This window comes from Streptomyces griseomycini (assembly GCF_014203535.1).
Taxonomy (GTDB): Bacteria; Actinomycetota; Actinomycetes; order Streptomycetales; family Streptomycetaceae; genus Streptomyces; species Streptomyces griseomycini.
Genome location: NZ_JACHJI010000007.1, coordinates 256,016 through 271,885, shown reverse-complemented (window position 1 = coordinate 271,885; position 15,870 = coordinate 256,016). Strand labels below are relative to the sequence as shown.

At 74.4% G+C, this 15,870-nt stretch carries 14 protein-coding genes; 12 read left to right on the top strand and 2 right to left on the bottom strand.

Annotated elements, in window-relative coordinates:
• Window positions 1–91 precede the first annotated feature (91 nt).
• Entirely contained in the window at window positions 92–631 is a 540-nt protein-coding gene (locus FHS37_RS21415; RefSeq protein WP_184823696.1) for a GNAT family N-acetyltransferase, read from the top strand.
• Between the two features lie 54 nt (window positions 632–685).
• On the opposite strand, the gene FHS37_RS21410 is transcribed toward FHS37_RS21415, so the two are convergent.
• On the bottom strand, window positions 686–1,138 hold the full coding sequence (locus FHS37_RS21410) for an NUDIX hydrolase (protein ID WP_184823694.1): 453 nt from the start codon (window positions 1,136–1,138) through the stop codon (window positions 686–688).
• A gap of 497 nt (window positions 1,139–1,635) precedes the next feature.
• On the opposite strand from FHS37_RS21410, the gene FHS37_RS21405 reads away from it, so the two are divergent.
• The 10 genes from FHS37_RS21405 to FHS37_RS21360 all read left to right on the top strand — a co-directional run bounded on the left by FHS37_RS21405 (window position 1,636) and on the right by FHS37_RS21360 (window position 13,593).
• The gene (locus FHS37_RS21405) at window positions 1,636–2,592 is read left to right on the top strand and encodes an EamA family transporter (RefSeq protein WP_184823692.1); all 957 of its coding nucleotides are present in this window, start codon (window positions 1,636–1,638) and stop codon (window positions 2,590–2,592) included.
• 323 nt (window positions 2,593–2,915) lie between these two features.
• On the top strand, window positions 2,916–3,710 hold the full coding sequence (locus FHS37_RS21400) for a TIGR03084 family metal-binding protein (protein WP_184823690.1): 795 nt from the start codon (window positions 2,916–2,918) through the stop codon (window positions 3,708–3,710).
• Complete coding sequence (locus FHS37_RS21395) at window positions 3,707–5,389, top strand: acyclic terpene utilization AtuA family protein (protein WP_184823688.1); 1,683 nt, start codon at window positions 3,707–3,709, stop codon at window positions 5,387–5,389. Before FHS37_RS21400 ends, FHS37_RS21395 begins: the two co-directional genes overlap by 4 nt.
• Window positions 5,386–6,984, top strand: a complete 1,599-nt coding sequence (locus FHS37_RS21390) for an acyl-CoA carboxylase subunit beta (RefSeq protein ID WP_184823686.1) — start codon at window positions 5,386–5,388, stop codon at window positions 6,982–6,984. Before FHS37_RS21395 ends, FHS37_RS21390 begins: the two co-directional genes overlap by 4 nt.
• 5 nt (window positions 6,985–6,989) lie before the next feature.
• Complete coding sequence (locus tag FHS37_RS40570) at window positions 6,990–8,885, top strand: acetyl/propionyl/methylcrotonyl-CoA carboxylase subunit alpha (RefSeq protein ID WP_184823684.1); 1,896 nt, start codon at window positions 6,990–6,992, stop codon at window positions 8,883–8,885.
• A gap of 32 nt (window positions 8,886–8,917) precedes the next feature.
• Window positions 8,918–10,087 carry an acyl-CoA dehydrogenase family protein gene (locus FHS37_RS21380; protein WP_184823682.1) on the top strand — a complete coding sequence of 390 codons (1,170 nt, stop codon included), beginning with the start codon at window positions 8,918–8,920 and terminating at the stop codon, window positions 10,085–10,087.
• Between the two features lie 32 nt (window positions 10,088–10,119).
• Window positions 10,120–11,700 (top strand): 4-coumarate--CoA ligase family protein, encoded by a 1,581-nt coding sequence (locus FHS37_RS21375; RefSeq protein ID WP_184823680.1) that lies wholly within the window; start codon window positions 10,120–10,122, stop codon window positions 11,698–11,700.
• Window positions 11,697–12,431 carry an enoyl-CoA hydratase family protein gene (locus tag FHS37_RS21370; protein ID WP_184823678.1) on the top strand — a complete coding sequence of 245 codons (735 nt, stop codon included), beginning with the start codon at window positions 11,697–11,699 and terminating at the stop codon, window positions 12,429–12,431. Before FHS37_RS21375 ends, FHS37_RS21370 begins: the two co-directional genes overlap by 4 nt.
• Window positions 12,419–13,033, top strand: coding sequence for a TetR/AcrR family transcriptional regulator (locus FHS37_RS21365; RefSeq protein WP_184823675.1), 615 nt, complete (start codon window positions 12,419–12,421; stop codon window positions 13,031–13,033). The genes FHS37_RS21370 and FHS37_RS21365 overlap by 13 nt, the downstream gene beginning before the upstream one ends.
• 2 nt (window positions 13,034–13,035) lie before the next feature.
• Window positions 13,036–13,593, top strand: a complete 558-nt coding sequence (locus FHS37_RS21360) for a hypothetical protein (RefSeq protein WP_184823673.1) — start codon at window positions 13,036–13,038, stop codon at window positions 13,591–13,593.
• A gap of 9 nt (window positions 13,594–13,602) precedes the next feature.
• Here the strand turns inward: FHS37_RS21360 and pdxH are convergent, their stop codons facing one another.
• The gene (gene pdxH / locus FHS37_RS21355) at window positions 13,603–14,280 is read right to left on the bottom strand and encodes a pyridoxamine 5'-phosphate oxidase (RefSeq protein WP_221500079.1); all 678 of its coding nucleotides are present in this window, start codon (window positions 14,278–14,280) and stop codon (window positions 13,603–13,605) included.
• A gap of 288 nt (window positions 14,281–14,568) precedes the next feature.
• On the opposite strand from pdxH, the gene FHS37_RS21350 reads away from it, so the two are divergent.
• On the top strand, window positions 14,569–15,669 hold the full coding sequence (locus FHS37_RS21350; RefSeq protein WP_184823669.1) for a citrate synthase 2: 1,101 nt from the start codon (window positions 14,569–14,571) through the stop codon (window positions 15,667–15,669).
• The last annotated feature ends 201 nt before the right edge of the window (window positions 15,670–15,870 follow it).

Sequence of the window (15,870 nt, the reverse complement as noted above, 5' to 3'; positions counted from 1 at the left end):
CGCCGCTCTCGTGCCCACACCGCGCTCGAACGAACCGGCGCTCCTCCCGCACGTCTTGATCGCCGCCGAGCCTGCTGATGGGGTGGCCGGCATGACCGGCCTCGGACCCGTCGCCTGGCCGCCCGCCCCGATCAGGACCGAGCGGCTCGTGCTGCGCGGGCCCGAGGCCCGGGACCGTGCGGCGTTCGTCGAGCTGCTGGCGTCGCCGGAGGTGCACGCCTACCTCGGCGGGCCCCGCCCGCGTGACGAGCTCGAGCGCGGGTTGCCCGAGGTGCCCGGGCGGTGGCCCGGGAGCTTCGTCGTCGATCTCGACGGGGCGATGATCGGCCAGGTCCTGCTCGGAAGGGCGCCGGAGCACCGTCGCCCGGCCGCCGCGGGGAAGGTCGGTCTCGGCTACCTGTTCCTGCCGCGGGCGTGGGGATCCGGGTACGCGGCCGAGGCGTGCGCGGCGGCCCTCGACTGGTTCGCCGGCGTCCTTCCCGGCGAGCCGGTGGTGCTCGCCACCCAGACCGCCAACGTCCGCTCGATGCGCCTCGCGGCGAAGCTGGGGTTCACCGAGGTGGAGCGGTTCCGGGCCTGGGACGCCGAGCAGTGGCTCGGCCTGCGGTCCCCGGTCACGCCCCCCGGTTGAGCCCGCGCCCGGCCTTCCGCGGCGGCGGGCAGCCGCGGGACGGGGCGGCGGCCGTCACGGCGCGGTCTCGCCCCGTACCAGCGGGTGGCACACCGGCTGGACGCCCTCGGGGAGGTCGTCCGGGCGGCACCAGCGGGCCTCCAGGATCTCGAAGGGGTCGAGGCGCAGCTCGCCGCCGAGCAGACGGGCCTCGTAGGCCACCTCCACGCGGGTGCGGAAGCCGCTGTTCAGCATCACCAGACGGCCCACCTCCACGTCGAGGTTCGTCTCCTCCTTGACCTCGCGCACCACCGTCGCCCGGAAGTCCTCGCCCTTGCGCGCGAAGCCGCTCGGCAGGCCCCACTGGCGGCCCGGCGGCCACATCCGGTGCCGGAGCATCAGCACGCGCCCCTCGTCGTCGCGCACGACGCCGGTCACGCCGACCACGAACTTGGCGTGCAGCAGCCACATGACGCGGCTCTGGAGGGGGCGCAGCAGGCGCCAGAGGCGGGTGATGAGTCGGCGCACGGGACCTCGGTGGGTGTGGTGGGGCGGGCACGGGGCGTCAGGGGGACCGTACCCGCAAAAGGGGCCGAGCCCCGCGCGGGGCCCGTGCGGGCGCTGTCACCGGCCACCGCCAGGACGGTGCACGCCCCAACTGCCACAGAAAGCAGGGGGTTTCATGGAGTCGTCGGCCGGGGTGCCGCAGTACCCGTGCGGAATCAGCCACTCGGCCAGTCCCCATGGACGTCCTGCGTCGCGTCGCCGTCTCCGGGCGCACCTCCCCGCGCCGACGGCCGCGCACTCCGGCCGTGGGGGGCGCCGGGCCCCGGTCCGGAGGAATGGGGTCCGCATGACGGAACCGAGTTGACCCGGGCGGGGTGCGGGGCTCATCGTCAGGTACGTAGGTGCTTTACGGTCCTGTCCAGAGGGCCGGGAGGATATTACTCTGGACTGGACAGTGCACTGTGATGCACGATGCCGACAGACGTCCCGCTCTCCGTACCGAGCCCTCAGGAAGCCCAGTGACCACCCCCAGCGCCGCCGCCACCCCGTCCACCGCAGCCGGGACGGGGCCCGGCCACGCGCCCGCGGCGGGGGGCTCCCCGCGCGGGCGCGGCTCCCTGGGGCCGGTCGGGCTGGTCCTCGCCGGCGGGATCTCCGTGCAGTTCGGCGGGGCGCTGGCGGTGACGCTGATGCCGCGGGCCGGCGCGCTCGGGGTCGTGACGCTGCGGCTGCTGGTGGCCGCGCTCGTGCTGATGGTGCTGTGCCGGCCGAAGCTGCGCGGGCACTCGCGCACCGACTGGGGCACGGTGATCGTCTTCGGCATCGCCATGGCGGCGATGAACGGCCTCTTCTACCAGTCCGTCGCCCGCATCCCGCTCGGCCCGGCGGTCACGCTGGAGGTCCTCGGTCCGCTCGCGCTGTCCGTGCTGGCCTCCCGGCGGGCGGTCAACATCGTGTGGGCCGCGCTGGCCCTCGCCGGCGTCTTCCTCCTCGGCGGCGGGAACTTCGGCAGCCTCGACCCGCTGGGTGTCGCCTTCGCCCTGGGTGCCGGCGCCATGTGGGCGGCGTACATCGTCTTCAGCGCGCGTACGGGGCGCCGCTTCCCTCAGGCGGACGGACTCGCCCTCGCCATGGCCGTGGCGGCGGTGCTGTTCCTGCCCCTGGGCGTCATCGAGTCCGGCACGAAGCTCCTCGACCCGACGGTCCTCGCCCTGGGCGCGGGGGTCGCGGTGCTGTCCTCCGTGCTCCCGTACACCCTCGAACTCCTCGCCCTGCGCCGCCTGCCCGCCTCCACCTTCGCCGTCCTGATGAGCCTGGAGCCGGCCCTCGCGGCCGCCGCGGGCTTCCTCGTCCTCGGCCAGGCCCTGGCCCCCACCGAGGCCGCGGCCATCGCCCTGGTCATCGCGGCGAGCATGGGCGCGGTGCGGACACAGGTGGGGCGGGGGAAGGCGAAGGGAGCGGGGGGCGCCTCCTGACGACGGCCGGTTCGCTCTACCGCGAGGCCGCCGAGGCGGTGCGCGCGGAGTGACCCGGCGCCGAGGGTGCGAGCCCGGCCGGGAGACGGTGGCGGGCGGCGCCCCGGCCGACCTCCCCGCCGAGGGGAGAAGACGGCCGGCGAACCGGTGAGGGCGGCCGAACTGCTCCGTCCTCACGGGCCCTCGCGTTCCGGACGCTCCTCGTCCGGGTTCCGGCATCGAAGAAGTTCATGCAAGCATGCTTGCTTGTTTCCGGTCCCCCTGCCATGCTCCCCGCAACCGCGCCGCACACCGCCGTGTCCGTGTCCCGAGGGGAGCGCCTCGTGTCCGATCCGACGCCCGTGATCGACGACCTGCGTGAGGAGAGCGAGGAGCTCGACCGGCTGGTGGCCGGGCTGGGCCCGGAGCAGTGGGCGCGGGAGACGCCCGCCGCGGGGTGGACCGTCGCCCACCAGATCGCCCACCTCGCCTGGACCGACCGCTCCGCGCTGCTCGCCGTCACCGACGCGGACGGGTTCCGGGCGCTGGTCGAGAAGGCCCTCGCCGCCCCGCACACCTTCGTCGACGAGGGCGCCGGGGAGTACGCCCGGTCCGCGCCCGCCGACCTGCTCGCGCGGTGGCGCGAGGGGCGCGCGGCACTGGAGAAGGCGCTGCGGGAGGCGCCGGCCGGGGCGCGGTTCCCCTGGTACGGGCCACCCATGTCCGCCGCGTCCATGGCCACCGCCCGCCTCATGGAGACCTGGGCCCACGGCCTGGACGTGGCGGACGCGATCGGTGTGACGCGGCCGCCCACCGACCGGCTCCGGCACGTGGCGCGGCTCGGGGTGCGCACCCGGGACTTCGCCCACGGAGCGCACGGACTCACCCCGCCGGCCGACCCCTTCCGGGTCGAGCTCGTCGCGCCCGGCGGCGGACTGTGGACCTACGGCCCCGAGGACGCCCCCCAACGCGTCACCGGGCCCGCGCTCGACTTCTGCCTCCTCGTCACCCAGCGCGCCCACCGCGCCGACCTCGCCCTCACCGCCGACGGCCCCGACGCCGACCGCTGGCTGGACATCGCCCAGGCCTTCGCCGGGCCGCCGGGAGCCGGCCGCCCGCCGGAGGGAACCGCTCGGTGAGCGCGCTCCGCATCGGCAACGCCTCCGGCTTCTACGGCGACCGCTTCTCCGCCATGCGCGAGATGCTCACCGGCGGCCCCCTGGACGTCCTCACCGGCGACTACCTCGCCGAGCTGACCATGCTCATCCTCGGCCGCGACCGGCTCAGGAATCCGGACGCCGGGTACGCCCGCACCTTCCTGCGGCAGTTGGAGGAGTGCCTCGGCCTCGCCCACGAGCGGGGCGTGAGGATCGTCGCCAACGCGGGCGGACTCAACCCCGCCGGACTCGCCGACGCCGTACGCGCGCTGGCCGGCCGGCTCGGCATCCCCGTACGGGTCGCGCACGTCGAGGGCGACGACCTGACCGCCGCCCACCCGGGAGCGCTGGCCGCGCACGCCTACCTCGGCGGCTTCGGCATCGCCGAGTGCCTGCGCGCGGGCGCCGACGTGGTCGTCACCGGGCGGGTCACCGACGCGGCCCTGGTCACCGGGCCCGCCGCCGCGCACTTCGGCTGGAAGCCGACGGAGTACGACCGGCTGGCGGGTGCGGTCGTCGCCGGGCACGTGCTGGAGTGCGGGGCGCAGGCGACCGGCGGCAACTACGCGTTCTTCGGCGAGGGCGGCGCCGTACGGCCCGGCTTCCCCCTCGCCGAGCTGCACGAGGACGGCAGCGGCGTCATCACCAAGCACCCGGGCACCGGCGGTCTCGTCGACGTCGGCACGGTGAGCGCCCAGCTCCTGTACGAGACGGCCGGGGCACGGTACGCGGGACCGGACACCACCGCCCGCCTGGACACCGTACGGCTCACCCAGGACGGCCCCGACCGGGTGCGGATCGACGGTGTCCGGGGCGAGGCCCCGCCTCCGGACCTCAAGGTCGGCGTCAACCGCCTCGGCGGCTTCCGCAACGAGGTCGTCTTCGTCCTCACCGGCCTGGAGATCCCGTCCAAGGCGGCGCTGGTGCGCCAGCAGATGCGGGCCTTCCTCGACGGGTCCGGGGCCCGCCCCGCCGAGGTGAGCTGGGACCTGGCCCGCACGGACCGGCCCGACGCGCCCACCGAGGAGACGGCGAGCGCCCTGCTGCGGCTCGTCGTGCGGGACCCCGACCCGGAGAAGGTCGGCCGGGCCCTGAGCGGAGCCGCCGTCGAACTGGCCCTGTCCAGCTACCCCGGCTTCCACGTCCTGGCCCCTCCGGGCAAGGGCGCCCCCTACGGCGTCTTCGAGGCCGCCCGCGTCCCGCAGGACGCCGTGGAGCACGTGGCCGTCCTGCACGACGGGCGCCGGGTCCCGGTGCCGCCCGCCCAGGACACCGCCGCGCTCCGCGCCGTGCCGGAGCCGCCCCTGCCGGAGCCCCTCCCGCCCGGCCCCGTCCGCCGCGCCCCCCTCGGTCTCGTCGCCGGCGCCCGCAGCGGCGACAAGGGCGGGGACGCCAACGTCGGCGTGTGGGCGCGGACGGACGACGCCTGGCGGTGGCTCGCGTACGAGCTGACCGTCGAGCGGTTCCGCGAGCTGGTCCCCGAGGCCCGCGAACTGCCCGTCACCCGGCACACCCTCCCCAACCTGCGCGCCCTGAACTTCGTGGTCGAGGGCATCCTCGGCGCGGGCGTCGCCGCCCGGGCCCGCTTCGACCCGCAGGCCAAGGCGCTCGGCGAGTGGCTGCGCTCCCGGCACCTCGACATCCCGGAGGCCCTGCTGTGACGGTCCTCGAATCCGCCCTGAACACGGCCGACCCGGAGTACCGGGCCCGCCGCGAGGCCATGCTCGCCAAGCTCGCCGCGCTCGACGCCGAACACGCCAAGGCCCTCGCGGGCGGCGGCGGGAAGTACGTCGAGCGGCACCGGAAGCGCGGCAAGCTGCTCGCCCGCGAGCGCGTCGAGCTGCTCCTCGACCCCGACACGCCCTTCCTGGAGCTGTCCCCGCTGGCCGCGTGGGGGAGCGACCACACCGTCGGCGCCTCGCTCGTCACCGGCATCGGCGTCGTCGAGGGCGTGGAGTGCCTGATCACCGCCAACGACCCGACCGTGCGCGGCGGCGCCAGCAACCCCTGGAGCCTGAGGAAGGCCCTGCGCGCCCACGACATCGCGCTCGCCAACCGGCTGCCCGTGATCAGCCTCGTGGAGTCCGGCGGCGCCGACCTGCCCTCGCAGAAGGAGATCTTCATCCCCGGCGGCGCGATCTTCCGGGACCTGACCCGGCTGTCGGCGGCCGGCATCCCCACCGTCGCCGCCGTCTTCGGCAACTCCACCGCCGGGGGCGCGTACGTCCCCGGCATGTCCGACCACGTGATCATGGTCAAGGAGCGGGCGAAGGTGTTCCTCGGCGGCCCGCCGCTGGTGAAGATGGCCACCGGGGAGGAGAGCGACGACGAGTCCCTGGGCGGCGCCGAGATGCACGCGCGCGTGTCGGGCCTCGCCGACCACTTCGCCGTCGACGAACCGGACGCGCTGCGCCAGGCCCGCCGGGTCGTCGCCCGCCTCAACCACCGCAAGGCGTACGGCGATCCGGGACCGGCCGCCCCGCCCGAGTACGACGAGGAAGAACTGCTGGGCATCGTCCCCGGCGACCTCAAGGTCCCCTTCGACCCGCGCGAGGTCATCGCCCGCATCGTCGACTCCTCCGACTTCGACGAGTTCAAACCGCTCTACGGCACCAGCCTCGCCACCGGCTGGGCCACCCTCCACGGCTATCCCGTCGGCATCCTCGCCAACGCCCGGGGGGTCCTCTTCAGCGAGGAGTCCCAGAAGGCCGCCCAGTTCGTCCAGCTCGCCAACCAGCGCGACATCCCGCTGCTCTTCCTGCACAACACCACCGGCTACATGGTCGGCAAGGAGTACGAGCAGGGCGGCATCATCAAGCACGGCGCGATGATGATCAACGCGGTCAGCAACTCCCGCGTCCCCCACCTGTCCGTCCTCATGGGCGCCTCCTACGGCGCCGGGCACTACGGCATGTGCGGTCGCGCCTACGACCCGCGCTTCCTGTTCACCTGGCCCAGCGCCAAGTCCGCCGTCATGGGGCCCCAGCAGCTCGCCGGCGTGCTGTCCATCGTCGCGCGGCAGTCGGCGGCGGCGAAGGGACGGCCGTACGACGACGACGCGGACGCGGCGCTGCGCGCCATGGTGGAGCAGCAGATCGAGTCCGAGTCCCTGCCGATGTTCCTGTCCGGGCGGCTGTACGACGACGGCGTCATCGACCCGCGCGACACCCGCACCGTCCTCGGCCTGTGCCTGTCGGCCGTCCACACCGCCCCCTACGAGGGTGCGCGCGGCGGCTTCGGCGTCTTCCGGATGTGAGGCCCGTGATCACCACCGTTCTCGTCGCGAACCGGGGCGAAATCGCCTGCCGTGTCGTGCGCACCTGCCGTGAGGGGGGAATCCGGACCGTCGCCGTGCACTCGGACGCCGACGGGAACGCCCTCCACGTGCGCGTGGCCGACACGGCGGTACGGCTGCCGGGGTCGGCGCCCGCCGACACCTATCTGCGCGGCGACCTGATCGTGAAGGCGGCCCTCGCGGCCGGCGCGGACGCCGTGCACCCCGGCTACGGCTTCCTCTCCGAGAACGCCGACTTCGCGCGGGCCGTGCGGGACGCGGGCCTGGTGTGGATCGGGCCGCCCCCGGAGGCGATCGAGGCGATGGCGTCCAAGACGCGCGCCAAGGAGCTGATGGGCGTCGAGCCCCTGCGGAACGTCACCGAGGCCGACCTGCCGGTGCTGGTGAAGGCGGCGGCGGGCGGCGGCGGACGCGGCATGCGCGTCGTACGGCGCCTCGCGGACCTGGACGGCGAACGGGACGCCGCCGGCGCGGAGGCCGCGAGCGCCTTCGGCGACGGCGAGGTGTTCGTCGAGCCGTACGTGGAGGGCGGACGCCACGTCGAGGTGCAGGTGCTCGCCGACGCGCACGGCACGGTGTGGACGCTCGGCACCCGGGACTGCTCCCTCCAGCGCCGCCACCAGAAGGTGATCGAGGAGGCCCCGGCACCCGGACTGACCCCGCGGCTCACCGACGAGCTCCACGCCCTCGCCGTACGCGCCGCCCGCGCGGTCGGCTACGTCGGCGCCGGGACCGTCGAGTTCCTCGTCGCCGGCGACCGGGCGCACTTCCTGGAGATGAACACCCGCCTCCAGGTGGAACACCCGGTGACCGAGGCCGTGTTCGGGGTCGACCTCGTCGCCGAGCAGATCCGCGTCGCCGAGGGCCACGCCCTCGCCGAGGAGCCGCCACGCGCGCGCGGCCACGCCGTCGAGGCCCGCCTGTACGCCGAGGACCCCGCCCACGCCTGGGCCCCGCAGACCGGCCGCCTGCACCGGTTCTCCGTCCCCGGCGCCGTACGCCTGGACACCGGCTACGCGGACGGCGACGACATCGGCGTCCACTACGACCCCCTGCTCGCCAAGGTCGTCGCCCACGCCCCCACCCGCGCGGAGGCCGTCCGCAAGCTCGCGTCCGCACTGGAACGGGCGGTGATCCACGGCCCCGTCACCAACCGGGACCTCCTCGTCCGTTCCCTGCGGCACGAGGAGTTCGCGCAGGGCCGCATGGACACCGGCTTCTACGACCGCCACCTGACCGCGCTCACCGAACCGGCCACCGACCCGCACGCCCCGCTCGCCGCCGCCCTCGCCGACGCCCACGGCCGCTCCCGCTTCGGCGGCTGGCGCAACCTGCCCTCGCAGCCGCAGGTCAAGCGGTACGCCGTGGCGGGCGAGGAGCACGAGGTCCGCTACCGGCACACGCGGGACGGCCTCGCGGCCGACGGGGTGCAGGTCGTCCACGCCGCCGCGGAGCTGGTGGTCCTGGACGTGGCCGGCGTACGGCGCAGGTTCCGGGTCAGCCGCTACGGCGACCGCGTGTACGTGAACACCACCGCCCTCACCGCCCTGCCCCGCTTCCCCGACCCCACCGCCCGGCACGCCCCCGGCTCCCTCCTCGCCCCCATGCCGGGCACGGTCGTCCGCATCGCCGAGGGCCTGACCGAGGGAGCGCCGGTGGAGGCCGGACAGCCCCTGCTCTGGCTGGAGGCGATGAAGATGCAGCACGAGATCACCGCCCCGGTCACGGGAACGCTGAGCACCCTGCGCGCCGTAACGGGCCGGCAGGTGGAGCCCGGCACCCTCCTGGCGGTCGTGGAAGCGACTTCCCCCGGGGACGCGGGGAACCGCGCGAGTGACCACGACGGACCCGCACCCTCCTGACGCCCCGAAGCCCCTCCCCCTTAGGAGCGCTCATGCCGTTGACCGAGACAAACGAGCACAAGGCCCTCCGCGAAGCCGTCGCCGCGTTCGCGAACAACCACCCCCGCGCCGCCCGCGGCACCGGCGACCGCTCCTTCTGGCAGGAAGCCGCCGAGCTCGGCTACATCGGCGTCAACCTGCCGGAGGCGTACGGCGGCGGAGGCGGCGGCATCACCGAACTCTCCCTCGTCCTCGAAGAGATGGGCGCCGCCGGCAACCCCCTGCTGATGATGATCGTCTCCCCGGCGATCTGCGGCACCGTCATCTCCCGCTTCGGCACCGAGGCCCAGAAGCGCGAATGGCTGCCCGCCCTGGCCGACGGCAGCCGCCTGATGGCCTTCGGCATCACCGAACCCGACGCCGGCTCCAACTCCCACCGCATCACCACCACCGCCCGCAAGGACGGCACCGACTGGCTCCTCACCGGCCGCAAGGTGTTCGTCTCCGGCGTCGACATCGCCGACGCCACCCTCATCGTCGGCCGCACCGAGGACGCCCGCACCGGACGCCTCAAGCCCTGCCTGTTCATCGTCCCGCGCGACACCCCCGGCTTCCAGCGCCGGAAGATCGACATGGAACTCGACGCCGTCGAGAAGCAGTTCGAGCTGACCCTCGACGACGTCCGGCTGCCCGCCGACGCGCTCGTCGGCGGGGGCCCCTCCCACGCTTCCGGCAGCGGGGGGGAGGACGCGGGCCTGCTCCAGCTCTTCGCCGGCCTCAACCCCGAGCGCATCATGACCGCCGCGTTCGCGATCGGCATGGGCCGCCACGCGCTGTCCCGCGCCGTCGCGTACGCCCGCGAACGCACCGTCTGGAGCGCCCCCATCGGCGCCCACCAGGCCATCGCCCACCCCCTCGCCCAGGCGCACATCGACCTCGAACTCGCCCGCCTGATGACGCAGAAGGCCGCCCACCTCTACGACGCCGGCGACGACGCGGGCGCGGGAGAGGCCGCCAACATGGCCAAGTACGCGGCCGCCGAGGCCTGCGTGAAGGCCGTCGACCAGGCCGTGCACACCCTCGGCGGGAACGGCCTCACGCGCGAGTTCGGGCTCGCCTCGCTGATCACCGCCGCGCGCGTGTCCCGCATCGCCCCGGTGAGCCGGGAGATGATCCTCAACTACGTCTCCCACCAGACCCTGGGCCTGCCCAAGTCGTACTAGGCACCCCGGCCCCCGGCCGTCCTGGAGGAACCGTGTTCCGCAGCGAGTACGCAGACGTCCCCCCCGTCGAACTCCCCATCCACGAAGCCGTACTGGGACGGGCCGCCGAGTTCGGCGGCACCCCGGCGCTGATCGACGGAACCGACGGCACCACCCTCACCTACGAGCAGGTCGACCGCTTCCACCGGCGGGTCGCCGCAGGGCTCGCCGAGGCCGGCGTGCGCAAGGGCGACGTGCTCGCCCTGCACAGCCCCAACACGATCGCCTTCCCCACCGCCTTCTACGCGGCCACCCGCGCGGGCGCCTCCGTCACCACCGTGCACCCCCTGGCCACCGCCGAGGAGTTCGGCAGGCAGCTCGAGGACTCCGCCGCCCGCTGGATCGTCACCGTCTCACCGCTGCTGGAGACCGCGCGGCGGGCCGCCGAACTCGCGGGCGGGATCGAGGAGATCCTCGTCTGCGACAGCGCGCCCGGACACCGCTCCCTGATCGACATGCTGGCCTCCACGGCCCCCGAGCCCGTCGTCGACATCGACCCGGCCGAGGACGTCGCCGCGCTGCCGTACTCCTCCGGCACCACCGGCGTCCCCAAGGGCGTGATGCTCACCCACCGCCAGATCGCCACCAACCTCGCGCAGCTCCAGCCCCTGATCACGGCGGGCCCCGGCGACCGCGTCCTCGCCGTCCTCCCGTTCTTCCACATCTACGGCCTGACCGCCCTGATGAACGCGCCCCTGCGACAGGGCGCCACCGTCGTCGTCCTGCCGCGCTTCGACCTGGAGACGTTCCTCGCGGCCGTCCAGGACCACCGCATCACCGGCCTCTACGTGGCCCCGCCCATCGTGCTGGCCCTCGCCAAGCACCCCCTGGTCGACCGGTACGACCTGTCCTCCCTGAAACACATCATCAGCGCCGCCGCGCCCCTGGACGCGAGCCTGGCCGCCGCCTGCTCGCAGCGGCTCGGCCTGCCGCCCGTCGGCCAGGCCTACGGCATGACGGAGCTCTCGCCCGGCACCCACGTCGTCCCCCTGGACGCGATGGCCGACGCCCCTCCCGGCACCGTCGGCAAGCTCATCGCCGGCACCGAGATGCGCATCGTCTCCCTCGACGACCCCGGCAAGGACCTCGGGCCCGGCGAGTCCGGCGAGATCCTCATCCGGGGCCCCCAGGTCATGAAGGGCTACCTCGGCCGCCCCGACGCCACCACCGCCATGATCGACGAGGACGGCTGGCTGCACACCGGCGACGTCGGCCACGTGGACGAGGAAGGCTGGCTGTTCGTCGTCGACCGGGTCAAGGAACTCATCAAGTACAAGGGCTTCCAGGTCGCCCCCGCCGAACTCGAGGCGCTGCTCCTCACCCACCCCGGCATCGCCGACGCCGCCGTCATCGGCGTCCGCGACGAAGACGGCAACGAGGTCCCGCACGCCCACGTCGTCCGCCAGCCGTCCGCCCCGGAGCTCTCCGAAGGCGAGGTCATGACGTACGTCGCCGAGCGCGTCGCCCCGTACAAACGGGTCCGGCACGTCACCTTCGTCGACGGCGTCCCGCGCGCCGCCTCCGGAAAGATCCTGCGCCGCGAACTCCGCGCGGCGCACGAGGAGCCCTCGTGACCCTGATCGGCCGCACCCGCACGCGGGGCGTCGAAACGCTCACCCTCGACGCCCCCGAACGCCGCAACGCCCTGTCCGCCGCCCTCGTCGGCGAACTGGCCGGCGCGCTCACCGACGCCGGCGGGGACACCGGCGTCCGCGCGGTGGTCCTCACCCACAGCGGCAACACCTTCAGCGCCGGCGCCGACCTGCGCGACCCGCCCGCGCCCGACGCGCTGGCCGGCCTGCTCCGGCAGATCGTCGAGCTGCCCAAACCGGTCGTCGCACGGGTCACCGGACACGTCCGCGCGGGCGGACTCGGCCTGCTCGCCGCCTGCGACATCTCCGTCGCCTCCCACGCGGCCACCTTCGCCTTCACCGAGGTCCGCATCGGAGTCGCCCCGGCCGTCATCTCCCTGCCGCTGCTGCCCCGCACCGACCCGCGCGCGCTCGCCCGCTACTACCTCACCGGCGAGCGCCTCGACACCGCCGAAGCCGTCCGCACCGGCCTGCTCACGGCGGCCGGCGAGGACGTGGACGACGCCCTCGCGCCGATCCTCGACGGCCTGCGCGGATCCGCCCCCGAAGCCCTGGCCGAGACGAAACGGCTGCTCACGGCTAGGGTGCTGGAGACATTCGACCGGGACGCGGCCGACCTGACCGCGCTCTCGGCCCGCCTCTTCGCCTCCGCCCCCGCGCGCGAGGGAATGACGGCCTTCCTCGAACGACGGGATCCGGAATGGGTGGTGTGAGCACGGCCGACCGTGCCGAACGAGTCCCCAAGCAGGACCGCAGCCGGGCCACCCGGCAGCGGCTCCTGGAGGCCGCCGTGGCCTGCCTCGCCGAACACGGCTGGGCGGGCTCCACGGTCTCCGTCGTCGCCGAACGCGCCGGCGTCTCCCGGGGCGCCGCCCAGCACCACTTCCCGACCCGCGAGGACCTCTTCACCGCCGCCGTCGAGTACGTCGCCGAGGAACGCTCCACCGCCCTGCGCGCCCTCTTCCCCGAGGGCGCGGCGGCCGGCGACCGCCGCGCGGTGGTCGCGGCGCTGGTCGACCTCTACACCGGCCCGCTGTTCCGCGCCGCCCTCCACCTGTGGGTCGCCGCCTCCGACGAGGAGCAGCTGCGCCCGCGCGTGACCGAGCTGGAGTCCCGCGTCGGCCGCGAGACCCACCGCATCGCCGTGGAACTCCTCGGCGCCGACGAGACCCGCCCCGGCGTCCGCGAGACCGTCCAGGGCCTCCTCGACATGGCCCGCGGCCTGGGCCTGGCCAACCTCCTCACCGACGACACGGCCCGCCGCGAGCGGGTGGTGGCGCAGTGGGCGGCCCTGCTGGACGGAGCGCTGGACTGATCATGGGTGACCGTCTGCAGGCGATCGTCGACCTCGACGCGACCGGAGCGCAGGCGCGGCGGCTCGCGGACCGCGTGGTCGAGTGGCTCGCGGCCGAGGGCATCGTGCTCGCCGAGCGCACGCCGTGCGTGCCGGGACGGCCCCTGGGACACCCGCCGGGCCCGCACTGGCACCGGGCGGTGACCGACGACTGGGACTGGCCCCCGTCCGACGGCCTCGCCGTCCACACCGTCCGCACCGGCTTCACCAGCGGCGCGGACATGCCCGGCGCGGCCCTCTGCCCCCGCTGCGGAGCGGCCACCGCGCTGGACGACGCGGCCTGGCGGCGATTCGGTGACGCCATGCGGACCTGGCACGACGAGGGCACCGCGTCCGCCGGCTGCCCCGCCTGCGGCACGGCCGTCCCCCTCCCGGACTGGACCTGGGACGAGGCGCCCCTCGCCTTCGGCAGCCTGGGCCTCGAGTTCTGGAACTGGCCCGAGCTCACCCCGGAGTTCCGCGCCCGGACGGCCGAGGTCCTGGACGGGCACCGCACCGCGTACGTGTGGGGCAAGCTGTAGGACGCCCGCTCACGGGGCGAGCCGCTCCACCCGCCAGCCCCCGTCCGGCCGCGCGGCGTACCGCAGGCGGTCGTGCAGCCGGTTCTCCCGGCCCTGCCAGAACTCCACCTCCCGCGGGACCACCCGGAAGCCGCCCCAGTGCGGGGGCACCGGCACCCGCTCGTTCTCCGGGTACCGGGCCGCCAGCTCGGCGTACGCCGCGTCGAGCTCCGCGCGGCCGGCGATCACCGACGACTGGCCGCTGGCCCACGCGCCCAGCTGGGAGCCGTGCGGGCGGGTGCGGAAGTAGGCGGCCGTCTCGTCCCGGCCGGTGCGCCGCGCCGTGCCGGTGACGATGACCTGCCGGGCCATCGGGTGCCAGGGGAACAGCAGCGAGACGTGGGGGTTCTCGTCCAGCTCCCGTCCCTTGCGGGAGTCGTAGTTGGTGTAGAACACGAACCCCTGCTCGTCGAAGTGCTTCAGCAGCACCGTGCGGGAACTGGGCCGGCCCTCCGCGTCCGCCGTGGAGACGATCATGGCGTTCGGCTCGAACAGCCCGCCCTCCGTCGCGGCCTGTTTGAACCAGCGCGCGAACTGCTCGACGGGGGTGGCGGCCAGGTCGGTCTCGGAGAGCCCCTCGGTCCGGTAGTGCTTGCGCATCGAGGCGAGATCGAAGGGGACGGCGTCTCGGTCGGTCACGCCCGTCATCCTGCCGCATGCGCGGGCCCCCCGGGGGAACGGTGTCCTTCGTCACTGAGTGGCACTGAGTGCCGCGAACCCTCCCCAAGGATGGCACCCGGGGATATCGTGCTGGCACTGATCCGGTTGGGTGACCGCCAGCCGGGCATCACAGGGGTGACGTCCCGGACCGCGAGTCCCCGAAGACCCGACCGCGGATCCACCGGACGCACCCGCTTCCACCGACCGGCACGGGACCGACCCGCACCGGGCCGCCCCACAACACCATCTGACGCCCACCTGACGAGGAGCCGCCTGATGTCCGACTTCGTACCCGGGCTCGAAGGAGTCGTCGCGTTCGAAACGGAGATCGCCGAACCGGACAAGGAGGGGGGCGCCCTGCGGTACCGGGGCGTCGACATCGAGGACCTGGTCGGCCACGTCTCCTTCGGCAACGTGTGGGGACTGCTCGTCGACGGGGCCTTCAACCCCGGCCTGCCGCCCGCCGAGCCGTTCCCCATCCCCGTGCACTCCGGCGACATCCGCGTCGACGTCCAGTCCGCGCTCGCCATGCTGGCACCCGTCTGGGGCCTGAAACCGCTGCTCGACATCGATGCCGAGCAGGCCCGCGAGGACCTCGCCCGCGCCGCCGTCATGGCCCTCTCCTACGTCGCCCAGTCCGCACGCGGCCAGGGCCTGCCCATGGTCCCGCAGCGCGAGATAGACAAGGCGCAGTCCGTCGTCGAACGCTTCATGATCCGCTGGCGCGGCGAACCCGACCCCAAGCACGTCGCCGCCGTCGACGCGTACTGGACGTCGGCCGCCGAGCACGGCATGAACGCCTCCACCTTCACCGCCCGCGTCATCGCCTCGACCGGCGCGGACGTCGCGGCGGCCCTCTCGGGCGCCGTCGGCGCCATGTCGGGCCCGCTGCACGGCGGGGCGCCCTCCCGCGTGCTGCACATGATCGAGGAGATCGAGCGCACCGGGGACGCCGAGGCGTACGTCAAGCAGACCCTCGACAAGGGCGAACGCCTCATGGGCTTCGGCCACCGCGTCTACCGCGCGGAGGACCCCCGCGCCCGCGTCCTGCGCCGCACCGCCCGCGAGCTCGGCGCCCCGCGCTTCGAGGTCGCCGAGGCCCTGGAGAAGGCCGCCCTGGCCGAGCTGCACGCCCGCCGCCCCGACCGGGTCCTGGCCACCAACGTCGAGTTCTGGGCCGCCATCGTCCTGGACTTCGCCGAGGTCCCGGCCCACATGTTCACCTCGATGTTCACCTGCGCCCGCACGGCGGGCTGGTCGGCCCACATCCTCGAGCAGAAGCGCACCGGCCGCCTGGTCCGTCCCTCGGCCCGCTACGTCGGCCCGGGCACCCGCGACCCGCGCGAGATCGAGGGCTACGCGGACATCGCCCGCTGACCTCGCACGCCCCGGGAAGCCCGGAGGGCCCCGGAAACGCAGACGACCCGCGAGTCTGGTTCCTCCCTGGGGAGGAGCCGGCCGGACGTACCGGCGACTCGCGGGTCGGGTGACTGCTTGGGATTGGGCCGGCTGCGCGTTTCTCTCACGCGCTGGTCCGGCACCGCACGGAATGTGGTGACGGACCGCTAGCCCGCAGCC